This is a genomic window from Arthrobacter sp. BB-1 (assembly GCF_006151685.1).
GTDB lineage: Bacteria > Actinomycetota > Actinomycetes > Actinomycetales > Micrococcaceae > Arthrobacter.
Genome location: NZ_VDEV01000033.1, coordinates 70,414 through 87,875, shown reverse-complemented (window position 1 = coordinate 87,875; position 17,462 = coordinate 70,414). Strand labels below are relative to the sequence as shown.

The following is a 17,462-nucleotide window of genomic DNA, read 5'->3' as shown; positions in this document are numbered from 1 at the left end:
CCGGCAACAGCGGCCTCCGCATAGATATTTCAGGGCTGCTCCGGGAATAAATCCGCGCTCCGGCGCTCACTTTCCCAGGTAGCGTCCGGGGCGGTGGTTCAGGGCGAGGATGAAGTTCAGCAGGACTGCTCCGGCAGCGGAGAGCAGCACCATCAGGGGAGCCACCAGGGCCAGCGCCGCCAGGACGATCGCCACGTCCAGCACCATCTGGACGTATCCTGCGCGCCATTTCAGTTTCTCCTGCAGCAGCAGGGCAAGGATGTTGAAACCGCCCAGGCTGGACTGGTGCCGGAACAGGATCAGCAGGCCGACGCCGGCCAGCAGGTTCCCGCCCAGAACCCCGTACACCGGGTCGGTGTGCAGGGCGCCGAGTGCCCACGGGTGCAGGCCGGTCATGGCCGAGACCAGGCCAATGGCGGCGCCTGTCCGGAGCGCAAAGTTCCAGCCTTTCTTCCAGACCGCCAGGGCAAGGAACGGCGCATTGACCGCCATGAAGATGACGCCGAATGGGACCGGAAGCGAGTAACTGAGCAGCAGCGCAAGGCCCGCCGTTCCGCCCGTGACTGCCTCGCTGGATTTGAGCAGGAACAGCCCCAGGGAGGCGGCGAAGGCGCCGGTAAGGATCCCCAGGACATCTTCGACGGTGGAATGCCGGACGGCCGACGGCGGCGCGGGGCTTGGTGCCGCCGGCCGGGCTTCCGGCGTGGTTGGGGCGGTGGTGGTTGCGGGTGCCGCGGGCGTGCTCACTGGGCGGTGAACCGCGCACGGTCCGCGAGCACTGCGAGCACCCGGTTGTTCGTTTCCCTGTCCGCCAAGGTGACCCGCACGCCGTCGCCCGCGTACCCGCGTGCCAGGATGTCGGCGTCGGAAAGCGCTGCGAGGATCTGCTCCCGCAGCCCGTCCGATGCCCGCAGCCAGTAGAAATTGGCCTGGCTGTCCGGGACGTTCCAGCCGGACTGGCGTAGGGCAGACACGACCCGGGTGCGCTCCCCGGCAACCGTATCGGTCCGCTCCCGGATCTCGCCCTGCGCGGCCAGTGACGCCACTGCGGCGGCCTGCGCCACGCGGTTGACGCCGAAGGGAATGGCGGTGCGACGCAGCCCCTCAGCCAAGGCCGGGCGGGCGATGGCGTAACCGATCCGCAGCCCGGCCAGCCCGTAAGCCTTCGAGAAGGTCCGCAGGATGCAGAGGTTCGGATACCGGCCGTAGAGCTCCAGGGAATCCACACCCGGGCCCCTTTGGAATTCGACGTACGCCTCGTCCAGCACCACCAGGACCTGCGGCGGCACGGCTGCGAGGAATTCCTCCAGCGCCTCCGCGGTGATGGACACGCCGGTGGGGTTGTTGGGGGAGCAGAGGATTACCAGCCGGGTCCGCCCGGTGACGGCAGCCGCCATCGCGGGAAGATCGTGGTGCTCGTCATCGCGGAGTGGGACGGGGACAGGCACGGCGCCGGCCACCGTCACCAGGATGGGGTAGGCCTCGAAGGAACGCCACGCGAAAACCACCTCGTCGCCGTGGCCGCAGACCGCGGAAATGATCTGTTGCAGCACGCCCGAGCTTCCCGGCCCTGCAGCGACTTCGTCCGGGGATACCGAGAGGTGGCGGGCGATCGCCTCCCGGGCATCCACAGCTCCCATGCTGGGGTACCGGTGGATCCTGCTGGCCTCCGCCGAGATCACATCGACCACCGAGGACAGGGGAGCGAAGTGGCTCTCGTTCGAGGCGAGGGCGGCAGTCAGGGCCGTTTCCGCGCTCCTCCCGGCAATGTAGGCGGGGAGGCTTGCGATGGCGGCACGCACCTCGGGTGCCGGTGTCTGGGGAAGGATGATGGTCATGAAGGCATCGTGGGGCAGGGCGGAGCATCTGCGCAACACACGCGGATCATGCAGGACAGATCCGGGCTCTGGATGCCCGCAGCGTGGCAAAATGCTCACTATGCACCTCATCGATGCGCTGGACGCCGAAATCCTCCTGGCCATGGACGCGGACCCGCAGGCGACGGTCCTGTCCCTGTCGCGGACGCTGGGCGTGGCCCGCAACACCGTGCACGCCCGGCTCCGGCGCCTGGTCAACGACGGCAGCCTGGCCCCGTTCAGCCAGCGCGTCCGCACCGGCGCCCTCGGGCTGCCGCTGATCGCCTTCATCTCCATCTCCATCAGCCAGTCCGCCAGCGACGAGGCCATGGCCGCGCTGCGCACCATCCCGGAAATCATCGAGATGCACGCGACAACCGGCGATGCCGACCTGCTCGCCAAGGTGGCCGCGAAGGACCCGGCGGACCTGCACAGGGTCACCAACAGGATGTTGGCGATTGCCGGCGTCGTACGCACCAGTACGGCCATGTCCCTGGTGGAAGTCATGCCGGCGAGGACCCTGCCGCTGCTGCAGGCGGCGGCGGGACGGGCGTAGGAGAGGGCCCGGCCCGCTGGATCCACGGACTGGTCAGTACTTAACGGCAAAAGCGCCGCCCGCCCCCGGAAGGAGGTGGGCGGCGCTTTTGCTGCCAGGCGGTCCCGCACCGCGGCCGGAAAACGTGCGACGACGGGACGGACCCTAGGCGGTTCGCTTACCGTCAGTGCTGGCCAAGGTTGCCGCCAACAGGCGGCAGGCCGCCGTCGGGCCGGCGGTCATCCTCGCGCCGTTCGCCGGCGCTCAGGTTCTCACCTTCCACCGTCTCGTCCGACTCCCCGGTGGTGTCCACCAGTCCGTTGGTCTGGTCGAAGGCGTGGCCGATCCTGTCATCGCCCAAATCGGCGACCGAACCGGTGGAGCCGGCTGCCGCCGTCGTGCCTGTAGTTGTGCCTGGAGCCGTGCCGGCGTAGGTGCCGCTGGTCACGGACTCATCATTGGTGGTGTCCGTCGGAATCGGAGTCACGGTCACGGGCTCCCCGGATTCCACGGGAGTGACCGTTACGTCCGCGCCCTCCGCCGTGTCCTTCTTGGAGCCGGCCATTGCGGCTGCCGCGCCTGCTGCCGCTGCTACTCCAACACCGGCGGCCACCTTGCCGGACACGCCGGCCTTGCCGGAATCGCCCCGCGAGCCCGCGGCGTCTTCCACGCCCGGGGTGCCTACAGGCGCGCCCGAGCTGACGCTGCCGCGCCAAGCTCCGCTGGCGTAACCCTCGTCCTCGATGAATTCCTTGAACCGCTTGAGGTCTGCCTCAGCCTGGCGGTCCACCACGTTGAGCTTGTCGCCGACCTTCTCGATGATTCCTTCGGGCTCGTATTCGAGCGTCAGCTGCAGGGAGGTCTGGCCGCCGCCGACGTCTTCGAACTCCACCGCACCGGCGTTCGTGGCACCCTCCGTAGCTGCCCAGGCGATCTTGCGGTCCGGGACCTGCTCCAGGATCTTGGCTTCCCACTGGCGGCGGACGCCGCCGATCTCGGCTACCCATTCGAGCCGGTCGTCACTGAGCTGGGTCACGCTCTTGACGCCGCCCATGAAGTGCGGGAACTCCTCGAACTGGGTCCACTGGTTGTAAGCGGTGCTTACCGGTACGTTCACCAGAATGCGTTTTTCCACCTTCGTGCTCATAACGTCTCCTTCGCTGTGTTACCGGAAGCTGACGAGTCGGTAAAAATCATCAGCATGCTTACCAACATACCTTTTGGGCGGTCCGGTTTCCAGAGCACCTCCCCAAACTGGGTAGCGCCAAGTGTCGTTTTGAGGCTCCAAAACGACACTTGGCGCTACCTAGTTGGGAAAGGGGAGGGTCAGTGCTGGCCCAGGCTGCCGTCGACCGGCGGGAGGTTGCCTCCCCTGCGGCGCGCCCGGCGTTCAGCGGAACTGTAGCTTTCGCCCTCGGCCGTCTCGTCCGACTCGCCCTCCAAATCCACCAGGCCGCCGGTTTGGTCGAACGGGTGGGCGAAGCGGTTGTAGGGCTGCGGCTCGGCCGGTGCCGCGGCTTCGGCCGGGGCGGGAGATCCGGCTGGGGCACCGGTCCCGGCCTCGGCGGTGCGGCGGCTCTGGTGTTCGATGAATTCCTTGAACTTTTTCAGGTCGTGTTCCGCCTGGCGGCCCACCACATGGAGCAGGTTGCCCACCCTTTCCACCACCCCTGCCGGCTGGTATTCCAGGGTCAGGGCAAGCTCCGTCCGGTTATTGCCGGCGTCCCTGAAATCGACCGCGCCGGAGTTGGTGACGCCTTCGATCGCGGCCCAAGCCACCCGCCGGCCGGGAAGCTGCTCAAGGATTTTTGCTTCCCAATGCCGCCGTACGCCGCCAATGTGGGCCACCCATTTGAGCCGGTCATTTCCGAGCCGGGTCACGCTCTCCACGCCTCCCATAAAGCGCGGAAACTCCTCGAACTGGGTCCACTGGTTATAGGCGGTGCTGACCGGTACATCGACCACAATCCGTTTCTCCACTTTCGTGCTCATCATGTCTCCTTTGACTGAACCGAAACCGATGAGAAAACTGGTCATCAGGTAGTTCTAAGTCTGCTCCGCCTGCGCGCTCCTCACCACCCCTCCAGACCCCCCCAACTAGGTAGCGCTAAGTGTCATTTTGGAGCTCCAAAACGACACTTGGCGCTACCTAGTTGGGATGGCCGGGCTGGGCGGCGGCTTCGTCGGTGTCCGGTCCCTCGGCCGGATCCTGAGCGTGGACCCGGATCTCCGTGGCGTCCGCGTCCGGATCGCCCTCGGCGGGGGCCTCCGAGTGGATCCGCTCATCCTGCAATGGGTTCTCGCTCATGGCTGCTCCTGACCGCGCCGGGGACTTCGCTACAGATCATTCAGCGCTTCCCCGCGCAGGGTGTCAAGGAGTTGCGGTCCGGCTCTGGCAGGGCCCGGACTTCTGTGTTGGACTGATGGGGCAGTGGGCATCAACCGCCGCCCGGCCGCGGGCGGCATCTTTTCCAAACAGAACATGGACGGCCGGCGCTGACCGGCCATTGGAAGGAACACTCATGGCACCGTTCAAGATCGGATACTTCGTGGGGAGCCTCGCAACCGGCTCCATCAACCGGGTCCTCTCCCAGGCACTGATCAAACTGGCTCCAGAGGACTTGGAGTTCACAGAGATTCCCATCAAGGACCTACCCCTGTACAGCTACGACTACGACGCCGACTTTCCGCCCGCCGGCCGCGCCCTCAAGGAGGCCATCGAAGCCTCCGACGGAATCCTTTTTGTGTCCCCCGAATACAACCGTTCCATTCCCGGCGCCCTCAAGAACGCCATCGACTGGGGCTCCCGGCCCTGGGGGAGCAACTCGTTCGCCCGCAAGCCCACCGGCATTATTGGGGCGTCCGTGGGCAGCATCGGCACCGCGGTGATGCAGTCCTCGTTCCGCAGCGTCCTCAGCTTCCTGGATGCCCCGCAGTTGAACGCCCCGGAAGCCTACATCCACTACAACGCTGCCGTGTTCGGTGAGGGCGGCGAAGTCAAGGACGAGGGCACCGCCAAGTTCCTGCGCCACTACATGGAGGAGTACAGCGCGTTCGTTGCACGCGTCCTGGCCGCGAACGCCCCCGGCCACATCGGCGACCTTGAGCTGGATGAGGAGAAGCTCACCAGGTAGGCGGGCCGCGGTCCCGGGCTGCCGGGCGCCAAATGCCTGCCCGCGCCAATACCCGCGCTAATGACTGTCAATAATTACGGATGCCCGCTGTCCCAGTACGGCGGGCATCCGAGTCTTTAATCGAGCGGCAGCGTCACCGTGACGCTGGTCCCGTGCCCCGGGCTGGAGCTGATGTCCACCGAGCCGCCGGCTTCCTGCACGGCCACAGCCATGAGCCGCAGCCCGTAGCCGTGGTTCCGCCCGCAGGTGGCGAGCTCGCTGTCAAAGCCCGTGCCGTCGTCGGACACCACCAGGCGGATGCCGTGGTCCACGGCGGCAAGCTGGACGGTGAGGCGGGAGGCCCTAGAGTATTTGTAGGCGTTGCTCAGGGCCTCGCGGGCCGACTGGTAAAGGAGGGACGCGCAGTCCGCCGGAATCTCGATGCCCCAGTGCGGAGTATCCCAGCGGACCGCGGTCCCGTGCTGGCGGAGGGGCCGGGTCAGCCGGTCGATGCAGCCGGCAAGCCCCAAGGTGTGGAAGTCCACCGGATGCTGATCCGTGAGCACGCCTCCCACTGCGATGACGTCTTCGTCAACTGCTGTCTGGTCCCTCATGGCTTCCTGCTCCCCGCAAGCTGTTTGATGCTATGGCTCCAGCGTGGACCTGAAACGTCAACAGCCAGCAAGGTTTACCTCAAGATCACATCAATTCTTGGCGCAGCCGGCGGGTCCACTACTCTGGCTGTCTTAGCGCTTACCGGCTTCCGGACCCGGAGCCGGTTTTCCTAGGGTCGGATGGCTCCCGCCGGGGGAGCGGGAAGTGGTGCACATGCCGCTGTGGTTGCAGGCTTTGTTGTGGGGCACAGCCGCGGGCGGGGCGCTGGTCCTGGGGGCGGCTCTGTCCTGGCGCTGGAACCTGCCCGCCAAGCTGGTCTCCTCCATCATGTCCTTCGGGGCAGGCGTGCTCATCTCGGCACTGGCCTTCGAGCTGGTGGATGAAGCGGTCCAGGGCGGCGGGCTGTGGCCCACCGTGGCCGGCTTCCTGGCGGGCGCCGTGGTGTACGTCGGGGCCAACATGATGCTGTCCCGGGCCGGGGCAAAGCACCGGAAGCGTTCCGGGAACCAGCAGCCGTCCGAGGCGGAAAATCCCGGCAGCGGCACCGCCATTGCCGTGGGTGCCCTCCTGGACGGCGTCCCGGAATCCGTGGTCCTGGGCGTGGGCATGCTGGCAGGCGGAGCCGTCAGCCCGGCCATGATGGCCGCCGTGTTCATCTCCAACGTCCCCGAGGGCCTCTCCGGAAGCGCCGGCATGAAGAAGGCCGGCCGGAGTGCCCGCTACGTCTTCGGCCTGTGGGGCGGGATCGCCGTGCTGTGCGGGGTTGCCTCGCTCATTGGCTACGCCGCGCTGGAAAACGCTCCCGGATCAGTGGTGGCGTTCATTACCGCGGTGGCCGCGGGCGGCATCCTGGCGATGCTGGCGGACACCATGATCCCCGAGGCGTTCGAGGAGCACCATAACCTCACCGGCCTGACGGCTTCCCTGGGGTTCCTCGCCGCCTTCACCGTGCACCACCTCGGCAAATAGGACGACGGCGGGACGCGGCTGCCGTGGCGCGCCGGCAGTTGCCGTGGCCGCGAGGCCCGGCGCCCACTGGTTCGGGGCGGTCCGCGGCCCCCGTAAACTCGATGTCAGTATGGCGCGCCGCCCCCGCGGGACGCGCCGGGCCCGTTCCCCACCGTCGCTGAACGAAAGGCATCCCATGACGTTCCACTGCCCTGACACTTGGCTCAACCTCTCCGGCGCCGCCGTGGAAGTGCGAAAAGCATCGTGACCGCCAGCGACCTCCGGCCCGTCTACTTCCTCTCGGACAGTACCGGCATCACGGCGGAAACGCTCGGCAATACCCTGCTCACGCAGTTCCCCGTGAACAATTTCGACCGCATCACCATCCCATTCATCACCACGCCGGGGCAGGCACGTTCCGTCGTCGAGACTGTTGACGGCGTCGCTGCCACCGGCCTGCAGCCGATTGTCTTTTCCACCGCGGTCAACAGTGAAATACGGCAGATCCTTGGCACATGCCAGGGAATCGTCGTGGACCTCATCGGGACCCATATTGGCGTCCTGGAAAAGGGCCTCGGCACAGCGGCCAGCGGGGAACCGGGCAGGGCGCACGGGCTGGGGAACGCTGCCCGGTACCAGTCCAGGATGGCCGCGGTGGAATACGCCATGGAACACGATGACGGCCAGAGCCTGCGCGCACTGGAGAAGGCGCAGGTCATCCTGGTGGCCCCGTCCCGGTGCGGCAAGACCCCCACCACCATGTACCTGGCACTGCAGCACGGGATCTTCGCCGCCAACTTTCCCCTGGTGGACGAGGACTTTGAGCGGGAGGGACTGCCGAAGCCGCTCAGGCCCTTTGTGTCGAAGTGTTTCGGGCTGACCACCAATCCGCTGAGGCTCAGCCAGGTACGCACCGAACGGCGGCGCGGCTCCCCCTACGCTTCCCTGCGCCAATGCGGTTTCGAGCTGCGCAGCGCAGAGCGTTTATACGAGTCCTACGGGATTCCGTTCCTCAACTCGGCCAGTGTGTCCATCGAGGAAATGGCGGCGACCATCCTCCAGAAGATGAGCCTCAAGCATTAGGGAAAAGTTTCACAATCCGGGTGTGGCGTACGTCATGTGGCACGACCTTTGGAGACCTGACAGTGTTGACAGGAACTGTGCGCACCTACCTGCTTCCGCCATGCGCGGGGGCGGATCCCGCGCGACCCTCTGCAAAGGAGCAGCAAACTATGACAACAGACATCCTGTGGTTCTCGGAACTCGGGCTCAAGGACCTGGACCGGGTGGGCGGCAAGAACGCTTCCCTCGGCGAAATGGTGCAGAACCTGACCTCTGCCGGCGTCCAGGTACCGGACGGTTTCGCCACCACCGCTGATGCCTACCGCCGCTTCCTGGCCGATTCAGGCCTGGACCAGAAGATCGCCGACAGGCTGGTGGGCCTGGATACCGACGATGTGACGGCCCTGGCCGCAGCCGGCCAGGAGATCCGGTCCCTGGTGCGCAAAACCCCTTTCCTTCCGGATTTCGAAGAACAGGTCCGGAACTCCTACCAGCAGCTGGTGGAGAAGCACGGCGGCTCTGCGGACCTCTCATGGGCGGTGCGGTCCAGTGCCACCGCTGAAGACCTGCCCGACGCGTCCTTCGCCGGGCAGCAGGAAACCTTCCTGAACGTCCGCGGCATCGAGAACATCCTGCAGGCCATCAAGGACGTCTTTGCGTCCCTGTACAACGACCGGGCCATTGCCTACCGCGTGCACCACAAGTTCGAGCACGCCGATGTGGCACTTTCGGCGGGCATCCAGCGGATGGTGCGTTCCGACGTCGGGTCCTCCGGCGTTATGTTCACCATGGACACCGAATCCGGCTTCCAGGACGCAGTGTTCGTCACGTCCTCCTACGGCCTGGGCGAAGCCGTCGTCCAGGGTGCCGTGAACCCCGATGAGTTCTACGTCTACAAGCCCGCCCTGGCAGCGGGCCGACCCGCCATCCTCAAGCGCGGCCTGGGGGAGAAAGCCCTCCAGATGACGTACACAAACAGCCAGGAAGTGGGCCGCACCATTGACTTCGTCCCCGTTGACGCTGCGCTGCGGAACCGCTTCAGCCTCACGGACGACGACGTCGAGCAGCTCGCCCGGCACGCCGTCGCCATCGAGAAGCATTACGGCCGCCCCATGGACATTGAGTGGGGCAAGGACGGCGTCGACGGCGGCCTGTACATCCTGCAGGCACGTCCGGAGACCGTGCAGTCCCGCCGTGCGCCCGGAAGCCAGACCCGGTTCCGCCTCAACGAAACCGGTCCGGTGCTCGCCGAAGGCCGCGCGATCGGCCAGCGCATCGGCGCCGGCAGTGTCCGCATCCTCACCGCCATCGACCAGATGGCCGCGTTCCAGACGGGCGACGTCCTGGTCGCGGACATGACCGATCCGGACTGGGAACCGATCATGAAGCGTGCCTCCGCCATCGTCACGAACCGCGGCGGACGGACCTGCCACGCCGCCATCATCGCCCGCGAGCTCGGGATCCCCGCGGTTGTGGGAACCGGGCACGCCACGGATGCGCTGGCAGACGGCGTCGAGGTCACCGTTTCCTGTGCCGACGGCGAGACTGGGGTCATCTACCAAGGGTTGCTGGACTTCAGCGTGGAGGAAACGGGAATCACCCAGCTGCCCGAGGCGCCGGTGAAGGTGATGATGAACGTGGGAACCCCGGAGCAGGCGTTTACCTTTGCCCAGCTGCCCAACCACGGCGTGGGCCTTGCCCGCCTCGAGTTCATCATCAACCGCCAGATCGGCATCCACCCCAAAGCCTTGCTGAACCTCAATGACCAGGCGCCGGACGTGGCTGATGTGATCCGGGAACGGATTGCGGCCTACGACAGCCCGCGCGAGTACTACATCAAGCGCCTGGCCGAGGGAGTGGCAACCATCGCTGCGGCCTTCGCGCCGGAGCCGGTCATCGTGCGCATGTCCGACTTCAAGTCCAACGAGTACGCCAACCTGATCGGCGGACCCGCCTACGAGCCGCATGAAGAAAACCCGATGCTCGGTTTCCGCGGCGCCTCACGCTACCTGGAACCGTCTTTCCGGGACTGCTTCGACCTCGAATGCGAGGCGCTGTCCTTCGTCCGCAACGAGATGGGCCTGACCAACGTCAAGCTCATGATCCCCTTCGTGCGGACCCTGGATGAAGCCCGCGGCGTCATCGATCTCCTCGCCGAGAACGGGTTGCGGCGCGGTGAAAACGGCCTCGAGGTCATCATGATGTGCGAACTGCCGTCCAACGCGCTGCTCGCGGACGAGTTCCTGGACTACTTCGACGGTTTCTCCATCGGCTCCAACGACATGACCCAGCTGGCCCTGGGCCTGGACCGGGATTCGGCAGTTGTGGCAGAGGGCTTCGATGAACGCGATCCCGCCGTCAAGAAGCTGTTGGCAATGGCAATCACGGCCTGCCGGGCGCGCGGCAAGTACGTCGGCATCTGCGGGCAGGGCCCCAGCGACCACCCCGACCTTGCCGAGTGGCTGGTTGAGCAGGGGATCGAGTCCGTCTCCCTTAACCCTGACACCGTAGTGGACACCTGGATCCGGCTGGCGGCCGGCAGGCAGCTGGCCGCCCAGCGTTGATGCCAGGGAACCTGGCCTGGCAGGCCGGCCAAAGGGCTGAGGGACCTTCGGCACTTCCGCTCCGGCGAGGCTGAGTCAAAGCTGTTCGCAGGGCCCGTGTTTGCGCGGGCCCTGCGAACAGCGGCCATGGAGGGAACGATTGAAACCGATCATCGGAGAGATTGTGATCGCGGCCCCGATGGAGGCCGTCTTCGATTTTGTGGCCGACGAAACCAACGAGCCCCTCTACAACCCAAACATGGTGCAGGTGGAGAAGCTCACCCCCGGGCCCGTCGGCCTCGGAACCAGGTATGCCGCCGTCATGAAAGGGCGGCGCGGCACCCGCGTGACCATTGAATGCACGGGGTTCAACCCACCGCGTTCGCTGAAGTCGCACAGCCGGACCGCCGGCATGGACATCACCGGCGAGCTGACTTTCGCCCCGCAGGGAAACAACTGCAGGCTCCGCTGGGTCTGGAGGCTGGAGCCACACGGCCCGCTGCGGCTCCTCGGGCCCCTGGTGTGGACTCTCGGCAACCGCCAGGAGCGCGCCAACTGGATGGCGCTGAAGAAGTACCTGGAGCTGCACCCGCCTGCTGCGGCGGCTTAGGATCGGTGCCATGGACATGCAACAGCCGGGATCGAACACCGAAGTCCTTACCGAAAAGGAGTGCTGGAAGTACCTGCGCTCCTCATACATCGGCAGGCTGGCGGTCATCAACGGGAACGTCCCCGAAATCTTCCCGGTGAACATCGTGCCCGCCGAGCAGGCGCTCTATTTCCGGACCGCGCCGGGAACCAAGCTGCGTTCCTTGCTTTCAGGGGCCGCTGTGGCGCTGGAGACAGACGGCCTGAACGCCTACAGCACCGAGGTGTGGAGCGTGGTGGTCAAAGGCATTCCCGAACCCGTGGAAGACGGCGCGTTGCCCCTGGAACTTGCGGATCCGGACCGTGAACCATGGGAACCAGGGCTTAAGGAGCACCTGGTCCGGATCAGCCCTACTGAGGTCACCGGACGCAGGTTCGCGGTGCACGCTCGGACGCGGTGGTGGCCGCCGCTCGATTTCTCGTCGGACTGGACGTAGCGGCACCTGGCCCGGGGACAGGGCGACGGCGGGATGCGGCACCTTCCCCCTGCCGCCGTCGGCCATAAAATGTTCGCCCCTCACCGGCGCCTTTCCTGCGCGGGGCTGTTAGCGTGAAGGACCGGCCAAAGAAGGAGGAGCGATGACTATCAGTTCACCGGATTCACTGCCCGGCGACGAGCCGCAGGAGGGCGCGTCCACGGGCCAGGGACAGGGCGACGGCGGTGTTCCCGGCCGCGGTGATGGCGTGGGCATCGGAGCAGAGGCCGAGCCCAACACCTTCGAGCCCGAGGAAGACCCGGACGAGCCGTACGGGCCGGAGAGCGACTAGCGGGACCGCCCAGGCCTGTTATTTTTCCGCGGCGCCCCCGTGAATCCCGGGGCCACTTGATTCCCGGGGAATCAGGGTGGGCATGGACGTTCTGACCATTGGTTCCTTGCCTGGCTCCACGATAAGGTCAATGGCCGTCCGTGCTATCTGATCCAGGGGCACGTGCACGGAGGTCAGGGGAGTGGGCAGCCTCGCCGCGAGGGGTGTGTCATTGTATCCGACCAGCGCCAAATCGGCGCCGACCCGAAGGTCTTGGCGGTGGGCTGCCGCCATGATTCCCATGGCAATGTTGTCGTTAGCGGCGAAAACGGCGGTGGGGCGAACAACGGCGCCAAGGAGCGCTTCGCCCGCGCTGAAGCCGTTTTCAATGCCGTAGCCCCCAGCAATGATCCACTCGTCGCGTGCGGTAAGCCGGGCTTCGTCAAGGGCCCTGCGCGCTCCAGCAAGGCGGGCAATCCCTGTCGACGTAAATGACGGTCCTGTGACGACGGCGATGTCGCGGTGTCCAAGATCTATGAGATGGCGGACCGCGAGGTAACCCCCTACCTCATCGTCTCCCAGTGCGGAGGGGCTAACGCCGTCCGTGCGGAGCACCAGGGCGTGCGCTACCCGCCGCTCACGCAGGCGGCGCGGAAGCTCGTCATCCAGGCGCGCCGTCGCCAGTATCAGCCCGTCCACGTTCCGGTCGAGCAGCGTCTCCGCGGCCCGGCGTTCGTCGTTCGGGTCATCGCCGCTGGTGGCCACCATGGCGAAATATCCACGCGAGGAAGCGGCACGTTCCAGTTCCTCAAACATAAGGGCCATCACCGTGTCGCTCAGGCGGGGAACAAGCACGCCCAGGGTCCTGGTCTCCCCCCGGCGAAGGCTCGAGGCGAAGGAGTTCCTCCGGTAGCCGAGCTCTTCCGCGACTTTCCGCACGTGTGCGGCAGCGGCGGAACGGGAAGCCGTTCGTTCATCGAGCGCGCGGCTAGCGGTGGAAATGCTGACGCCGCTGGCCGCAGCGACGTCCCTGAGCGTCACGATCGTGCCGGGGGCCGTGGGCTCCATGTCGGGTCTCCTCTTGAGCGGGGCGGTGTAAAGACACTCTATTCCCCCTTTCTGCAAACGTTCTCTTGACAGTGACGTAGAGCACAGCGCACAATGAAAACGTTCCCGCAAACGTTCTCATGGCGGGACTGCCGACCATCAATGAAGACTAGAGGTAGTGAAATGACCATCGATCTCCGCGGGCTGGTTCCCGCCCCTGTCACCCCTTTCAACCGCGACGGCAGCGTTGACGTCGAAGCCATCCACCGCCTGGGGGGCTGGCTGGCAAGCGTGGAGGGCGTCAAGGGCCTTGTCGTCTTGGGCCACGCCGGCGAGGGCACCTTCCTGACGCAGGACGAGCAGGCCCTGGTGATCCGCGAATTCAAGAATGCGGTGAACGGCGGGATTCCGATCATCGCCGGCATCACGGGCGAAGGAAACACCGTCGCGGCGCTGGAAGCCAAGCGCGCCGTGGAAGCCGGAGCCGAGGCTGGCCTGGTCTACCCGTCCCACGGCTGGCTCCGCTTTGGATACCAGAAGGGTGCTCCGCAGACCCGGTACAAGGAAATTTATGAAACCTCCGGGCTGCCGCTCATCCTGTTCCAGTACCCGGATGCAACCAAGGCCACCTACGACCTGGAGACCCAGCTCGACATCGCCGGCCAGGAAGGCGTATTTGCCACCAAGAACGGCGTCCGCAACATGAAGCGCTGGGACACCGAGATCCCGGTACTCCGGGCGGCTTTCCCGGACCTGCAGATCCTGACGTGCCATGACGAGTACCTCCTGCACACCATGTTTGACGTGGACGGCGCCCTGGTGGGCTACGGCGGACTCGCTCCGGAGCCGCTGGTGGAACTGATCGCAGCAGGCAAGGCCAGGGATTACGCGGCTGCCCGCGCGATCCATGACCGGCTCCTGCCCGTGACCAAGAATGTGTACCACCGCGGATCCCACATGGAGGGCACAGTGGCCTTGAAGGAGGGCCTGGTTGCCCGCGGCATCCTGGAACACGCAACGGTCCGCCCGCCACTGCTGCCCCTGGCAGAAGGTGCCGGCCAGGAAATCGCCCTGGCACTGAAGTCGGCCAACCTCGGCAGCGTCACCGCTACTGTCTGATTCCCTCGGACGCTTCGGGTGGCGGGCGCAATGCCCGCCACCCGGTCACCGCTTTTTGAACTCTCCACCCGGTCAATGACGACCCACAGCAAACAGCTGTAGAAGGAAGACTCGCAGATGCGCGAGCACAATAAGACCATCACCCGTCCCGGACCAAGGGAACAGCAGATGGCCGCCCCACATGTAAGCCCCGCTCCTGAAGGAACAGGAAAACGCCGAACCTTCCTTGGCTACCTTGCGCTGATGGGACCAGCGTTCGTGGTGGGGGCCTGGCAATTCGGTCCGGGCAACCTGACCACCGCAGTCCAGGCCGGCAGCCGCTTCGACTACAGCCTCGTCTGGGTGATCGCGGTCTCCACCATCCTGATGATCTTCTTCACGGACATGAGCGTGCGCCTGGGGATCGTGACACCGACGTCACTGATCACCTCCATCAAGGATCATCTTGGAAAACCGGTCGGGATACTTGCGGGTTTTGGCGTCTTCGGCATCACACTGATGTTCTCGGTAGGGAACGCCGTGGGTTCCGGACTCGGCCTGTCCCTGGTGTTCGGCGGCTCCCCTGTGGTCTGGACGGTGGTATGCACGGCCGCCGTCGCTTTCGTCCTCGCTTTCCGTAACGTCTATGGCATCATCGAAAAAGCTCTCCTGGTGATTGTTGCGCTGATGGCTGTCGCTTTCGTGGCGAGCGCCGTCGTCGCACAGCCGGACTGGTACCGCTCCCTTGAGGGGATGGCACCCACGCTGCCTGCCGGCAGCGAAATCCTCGTCGTTGCCCTGGTAGGCACCAACTTCTCCATCAACGCCGCGTTCTACACGTCCTACGGCATCAAAGAACACCGGCGGACCCGCGCCGACTACCGGGACATCACACTTGCGGACACCATCCCTGGAATCGTTGCCCCGGGCATCATGACGGCCCTGGTCATCCTGGTGGCAGCTGCTGTCCTGGGCAAGACCGGCGGGGAAGCCGGCTCCATCACCGCCCTTGCCTCCATCTTCGAACCCCTCGCAGGCCCCGTCGGCTCCATGCTTTTCGCCCTCGGACTCTCCGGGGCCGCCTTCTCGTCCATGATCGCCAACGCCACGGCCGGCGGCACCATGCTCTCCGACGCGATGGGAAGGGGAGCCCATGCCGGATCACCGGCGGCACGCATCGTCACCGGATTGATCCTCGCCTTCGGGCTGATCATCACGCTCTCGTTCCAGTCCTCCCCCGTGGGGCTCATCGTCATCGCCCAGTCCCTGACAGTCCTCATCGCACCGCTGCTGGGGGTCCTGCTGTTCATCATGAGCAACAAGGCGGCAGTTATGGGGGAGCTGCGGAACCGCTGGTGGCACAACCTGTTTGGAGCCATCGGCCTGGTCACCATCGTGGCCTCATCCATCCGCCTCATCACGCTCCTCCTGGGCTCGTGAGGTCCAGGCCATAGAAACATCAGTAGTGCCCCGGCCGATCTCCGGCCGGGGCACTTGCTGGTTCCTCAAGGTTCGATCAAGATTCCCGGCGACCCCCGCAAAATGGACTTTCGGTGAGGTTACCAGCGGGTACATTTCTGTCTGTTTCCACGTTATTTCCCCAACACGGAAGCCAGGGAGCCCCCGCGCTGGAGCTTGACTCGCGCGGGGGCTTCGCCATCTGCCCGCCTGCCTGCATTCGCCCGGGACTGTCCTGCCGGGGCTGTCCTGCCAGGGCTGGGAGGTCACATGATGCCGGTGGGCACCAGCATGGCCCAGGCCAGCAGCGGGGCGGCCAGCACTACCGCGCCGGCGTAGGCCATCAGCTGGCGGTACACGCGCTGCCGGTCATCCGCCCGGGCGTTGGCTACGATCAGTGCCCCGTCCGTGGAGAAGGGGGAGACGTCCACCACTGTGGCGGCGATGGCCAGGGCCGCCACCGTGCCGGAGGCGCTCAGGGAACTGGTGGCCAGCAGCGGGCCCGCCATGGGGATGAACGCAGTCAACAGAGCCGTTGACGAGGCAAAGGCCGAGCCGACGCCGATGACGTAGCAAAGGACGAGCGCTATGACCAGCGGCGCGCCCAATGCCAGTGCATGCTCGGCGAGGGTATCAATTACTCCCACATGCTGGAGCAGGGAGACATAGGTGATCATGCCCGCCACCAGCAGGACGGTGGACCACGAGATGCCGCCAATGAACGTCTGGTGTTCCTTGATGTTGACCAATGCCAGGAGGAGGCCGGCGGAGAGGGCGACGAAACCTATCGGCATGTGGAAGCCCAGCGTGCACACCAGAATCACCGCGATGAGGGCCAGGGTGAGGATCTGCTGGCCGTGGGGGCGCCCGGGGAGTGACGCGTCAACATCCGCGTGCTGGCCGCCCTTGCTGTCGCGGAGCTTGCCCAGGAGGGCGAAGAGCACGATGGTCAGGACTGACAGGATGAGGTTGAGGGCAAAGCTCGCGGCGAAGAGCGAGCCCTGGGAGATGGGAAAGCCGTTTTCCATCGCAATGTCGTGGACCAGGACACCGGCCACGGACAGCGGAGAGAAGCCTCCCGCGTGGGCCCCGTTGATGATGAAGGCGCCCATCAGGACGGGGTGGATCCGGGATTCATAGGCAAAACCGATGGCGGCCGGGGCCAGCAGGGCGACGGCGGCCGGGGAGAAGGTCCCCAGTGCGGTCAGTGCGGCGGCCATGAGGAAGAACACCCAGGGAAGAAGCATTGTCCTTCCCCTGACGGCGCGCACACACGCCTGGACAATAATGCCGATCGTGCCGTTCCGCTGGGCCATGCTGAAGAAGTAGGTGACCCCAATGATGGTCAGGACAATGCTGGCGGGGAACTCCGCGAGGATCTCTTTGTCCGTCATTCCAAGCATGAAGTAGCCGACGCCGAAGGACGCCACCAGCCCCATCACCCCGATGTTCAGCGGCCATTTCGTGGCGACGACGAACATCACCACCAGAATGGCGAGGGGAATGATCTGAACAGCTGTCATGGCAGGCTCCGGTTCCGTGGCGGCCGCCGGGTTGAAGATGGCATTGCCCAGCAGGAAGGCGCCCAAGCCCAGGAGTGTGGTTACGGCCGCCACCAGCAGGATACGGCGGCGGCGGGCGGATGCCCGGGATGGCCGGTCCTGGGTGTCGGCGTTCGCCGGGTCTGCAAGTGGCTGCGCGGTCTTGGTCATGGTGGCTGTCCTTGGTGGTGCGTGTCGTGAAGGTGGCTGCATACAGGGAGGCAGGGCCCGGAAATGACCCTGCCTCCTGT

General features: G+C 65.7%; 18 protein-coding genes. 10 read left to right on the top strand and 8 right to left on the bottom strand.

Annotated elements, in window-relative coordinates:
* Window positions 1-66: 66 nt before the first annotated feature.
* Together FHJ30_RS18030 and FHJ30_RS18025 are read right to left on the bottom strand one after the other, a co-directional pair.
* Window positions 67-747 carry a YitT family protein gene (locus tag FHJ30_RS18030; RefSeq protein ID WP_139030629.1) on the bottom strand — a complete coding sequence of 227 codons (681 nt, stop codon included), beginning with the start codon at window positions 745-747 and terminating at the stop codon, window positions 67-69.
* Window positions 744-1,838, bottom strand: coding sequence for a histidinol-phosphate transaminase (locus FHJ30_RS18025; RefSeq protein ID WP_139030628.1), 1,095 nt, complete (start codon window positions 1,836-1,838; stop codon window positions 744-746). Before FHJ30_RS18025 ends, FHJ30_RS18030 begins: the two co-directional genes overlap by 4 nt.
* A 91-nt stretch (window positions 1,839-1,929) precedes the next feature.
* Here FHJ30_RS18025 and FHJ30_RS18020 point away from each other — a divergent pair, with 91 nt between their 5' ends.
* Window positions 1,930-2,412 carry an Lrp/AsnC family transcriptional regulator gene (locus FHJ30_RS18020; RefSeq protein WP_139030627.1) on the top strand — a complete coding sequence of 161 codons (483 nt, stop codon included), beginning with the start codon at window positions 1,930-1,932 and terminating at the stop codon, window positions 2,410-2,412.
* Window positions 2,413-2,575: 163 nt separating this feature from the next.
* Here the strand turns inward: FHJ30_RS18020 and FHJ30_RS18015 are convergent, their stop codons facing one another.
* The 3 genes from FHJ30_RS18015 to FHJ30_RS21445 form a co-directional block, all read right to left on the bottom strand.
* Window positions 2,576-3,538, bottom strand: a complete 963-nt coding sequence (locus FHJ30_RS18015; protein ID WP_139030626.1) for an SRPBCC family protein — start codon at window positions 3,536-3,538, stop codon at window positions 2,576-2,578.
* A 179-nt stretch (window positions 3,539-3,717) separates the two neighbouring features.
* Window positions 3,718-4,383, bottom strand: a complete 666-nt coding sequence (locus FHJ30_RS18010; RefSeq protein WP_139030771.1) for an SRPBCC family protein — start codon at window positions 4,381-4,383, stop codon at window positions 3,718-3,720.
* Window positions 4,384-4,540: 157 nt separating this feature from the next.
* Entirely contained in the window at window positions 4,541-4,699 is a 159-nt protein-coding gene (locus FHJ30_RS21445) for a hypothetical protein (protein WP_171059123.1), read from the bottom strand.
* Between the two features lie 214 nt (window positions 4,700-4,913).
* Here FHJ30_RS21445 and FHJ30_RS18005 point away from each other — a divergent pair, with 214 nt between their 5' ends.
* Complete coding sequence (locus FHJ30_RS18005) at window positions 4,914-5,525, top strand: NADPH-dependent FMN reductase (RefSeq protein WP_139030625.1); 612 nt, start codon at window positions 4,914-4,916, stop codon at window positions 5,523-5,525.
* Between the two features lie 116 nt (window positions 5,526-5,641).
* Here the strand turns inward: FHJ30_RS18005 and FHJ30_RS18000 are convergent, their stop codons facing one another.
* Complete coding sequence (locus FHJ30_RS18000; protein ID WP_139030624.1) at window positions 5,642-6,118, bottom strand: sensor histidine kinase; 477 nt, start codon at window positions 6,116-6,118, stop codon at window positions 5,642-5,644.
* Window positions 6,119-6,332: 214 nt separating this feature from the next.
* On the opposite strand from FHJ30_RS18000, the gene FHJ30_RS17995 reads away from it, so the two are divergent.
* From FHJ30_RS17995 to FHJ30_RS17970, 6 genes are all read left to right on the top strand, one after another.
* A complete protein-coding gene (locus FHJ30_RS17995; protein ID WP_139030623.1) occupies window positions 6,333-7,088 on the top strand; it encodes a ZIP family metal transporter in 756 nt (251 codons plus the stop codon).
* Between the two features lie 243 nt (window positions 7,089-7,331).
* Complete coding sequence (locus FHJ30_RS17990; RefSeq protein WP_139030622.1) at window positions 7,332-8,150, top strand: pyruvate, water dikinase regulatory protein; 819 nt, start codon at window positions 7,332-7,334, stop codon at window positions 8,148-8,150.
* A 149-nt stretch (window positions 8,151-8,299) separates the two neighbouring features.
* A complete protein-coding gene (gene ppsA, locus FHJ30_RS17985) occupies window positions 8,300-10,693 on the top strand; it encodes a phosphoenolpyruvate synthase (protein WP_139030621.1) in 2,394 nt (797 codons plus the stop codon).
* A 139-nt stretch (window positions 10,694-10,832) separates the two neighbouring features.
* Window positions 10,833-11,282: an SRPBCC family protein gene (locus FHJ30_RS17980; RefSeq protein ID WP_139030620.1), complete on the top strand. Its 450-nt coding sequence runs from the start codon at window positions 10,833-10,835 to the stop codon at window positions 11,280-11,282.
* 10 nt (window positions 11,283-11,292) lie between these two features.
* Window positions 11,293-11,757, top strand: coding sequence for a pyridoxamine 5'-phosphate oxidase family protein (locus FHJ30_RS17975; RefSeq protein ID WP_139030619.1), 465 nt, complete (start codon window positions 11,293-11,295; stop codon window positions 11,755-11,757).
* 142 nt (window positions 11,758-11,899) lie between these two features.
* Window positions 11,900-12,088, top strand: coding sequence for a hypothetical protein (locus tag FHJ30_RS17970; protein ID WP_139030618.1), 189 nt, complete (start codon window positions 11,900-11,902; stop codon window positions 12,086-12,088).
* Between the two features lie 18 nt (window positions 12,089-12,106).
* Here FHJ30_RS17970 and FHJ30_RS17965 read toward each other — a convergent pair whose 3' ends face one another.
* Window positions 12,107-13,135: a LacI family DNA-binding transcriptional regulator gene (locus FHJ30_RS17965; RefSeq protein WP_139030617.1), complete on the bottom strand. Its 1,029-nt coding sequence runs from the start codon at window positions 13,133-13,135 to the stop codon at window positions 12,107-12,109.
* Window positions 13,136-13,297: 162 nt separating this feature from the next.
* Between FHJ30_RS17965 and FHJ30_RS17960 the strand changes: the two genes are divergently transcribed.
* Complete coding sequence (locus FHJ30_RS17960; RefSeq protein ID WP_139030616.1) at window positions 13,298-14,233, top strand: dihydrodipicolinate synthase family protein; 936 nt, start codon at window positions 13,298-13,300, stop codon at window positions 14,231-14,233.
* A 117-nt stretch (window positions 14,234-14,350) separates the two neighbouring features.
* A complete protein-coding gene (locus tag FHJ30_RS17955; RefSeq protein WP_139030615.1) occupies window positions 14,351-15,652 on the top strand; it encodes an Nramp family divalent metal transporter in 1,302 nt (433 codons plus the stop codon).
* A gap of 284 nt (window positions 15,653-15,936) precedes the next feature.
* On the opposite strand, the gene FHJ30_RS17950 is transcribed toward FHJ30_RS17955, so the two are convergent.
* Entirely contained in the window at window positions 15,937-17,382 is a 1,446-nt protein-coding gene (locus tag FHJ30_RS17950) for an SLC13 family permease (protein ID WP_139030614.1), read from the bottom strand.
* Window positions 17,383-17,462 lie beyond the last annotated feature (80 nt).

Coding starts and splice junctions, on each gene's coding strand:
- FHJ30_RS18020 (WP_139030627.1), top strand. CDS start 1,930: ATGCTCACTATGCACCTCATCGATGCGCTGGACGCCGAAATCCTCCTG.
- FHJ30_RS17975 (WP_139030619.1), top strand. CDS start 11,293: ATGGACATGCAACAGCCGGGATCGAACACCGAAGTCCTTACCGAAAAG.
- FHJ30_RS17960 (WP_139030616.1), top strand. CDS start 13,298: ATGACCATCGATCTCCGCGGGCTGGTTCCCGCCCCTGTCACCCCTTTC.
- FHJ30_RS17995 (WP_139030623.1), top strand. CDS start 6,333: ATGCCGCTGTGGTTGCAGGCTTTGTTGTGGGGCACAGCCGCGGGCGGG.
- FHJ30_RS18000 (WP_139030624.1), bottom strand. CDS start 6,118: ATGAGGGACCAGACAGCAGTTGACGAAGACGTCATCGCAGTGGGAGGC.
- FHJ30_RS17955 (WP_139030615.1), top strand. CDS start 14,351: ATGCGCGAGCACAATAAGACCATCACCCGTCCCGGACCAAGGGAACAG.
- FHJ30_RS17950 (WP_139030614.1), bottom strand. CDS start 17,382: ATGACCAAGACCGCGCAGCCACTTGCAGACCCGGCGAACGCCGACACC.
- FHJ30_RS18010 (WP_139030771.1), bottom strand. CDS start 4,383: ATGAGCACGAAAGTGGAGAAACGGATTGTGGTCGATGTACCGGTCAGC.
- FHJ30_RS18015 (WP_139030626.1), bottom strand. CDS start 3,538: ATGAGCACGAAGGTGGAAAAACGCATTCTGGTGAACGTACCGGTAAGC.
- FHJ30_RS17970 (WP_139030618.1), top strand. CDS start 11,900: ATGACTATCAGTTCACCGGATTCACTGCCCGGCGACGAGCCGCAGGAG.
- FHJ30_RS18005 (WP_139030625.1), top strand. CDS start 4,914: ATGGCACCGTTCAAGATCGGATACTTCGTGGGGAGCCTCGCAACCGGC.
- FHJ30_RS17965 (WP_139030617.1), bottom strand. CDS start 13,135: ATGGAGCCCACGGCCCCCGGCACGATCGTGACGCTCAGGGACGTCGCT.
- FHJ30_RS18025 (WP_139030628.1), bottom strand. CDS start 1,838: ATGACCATCATCCTTCCCCAGACACCGGCACCCGAGGTGCGTGCCGCC.
- FHJ30_RS21445 (WP_171059123.1), bottom strand. CDS start 4,699: ATGAGCGAGAACCCATTGCAGGATGAGCGGATCCACTCGGAGGCCCCC.
- ppsA (WP_139030621.1), top strand. CDS start 8,300: ATGACAACAGACATCCTGTGGTTCTCGGAACTCGGGCTCAAGGACCTG.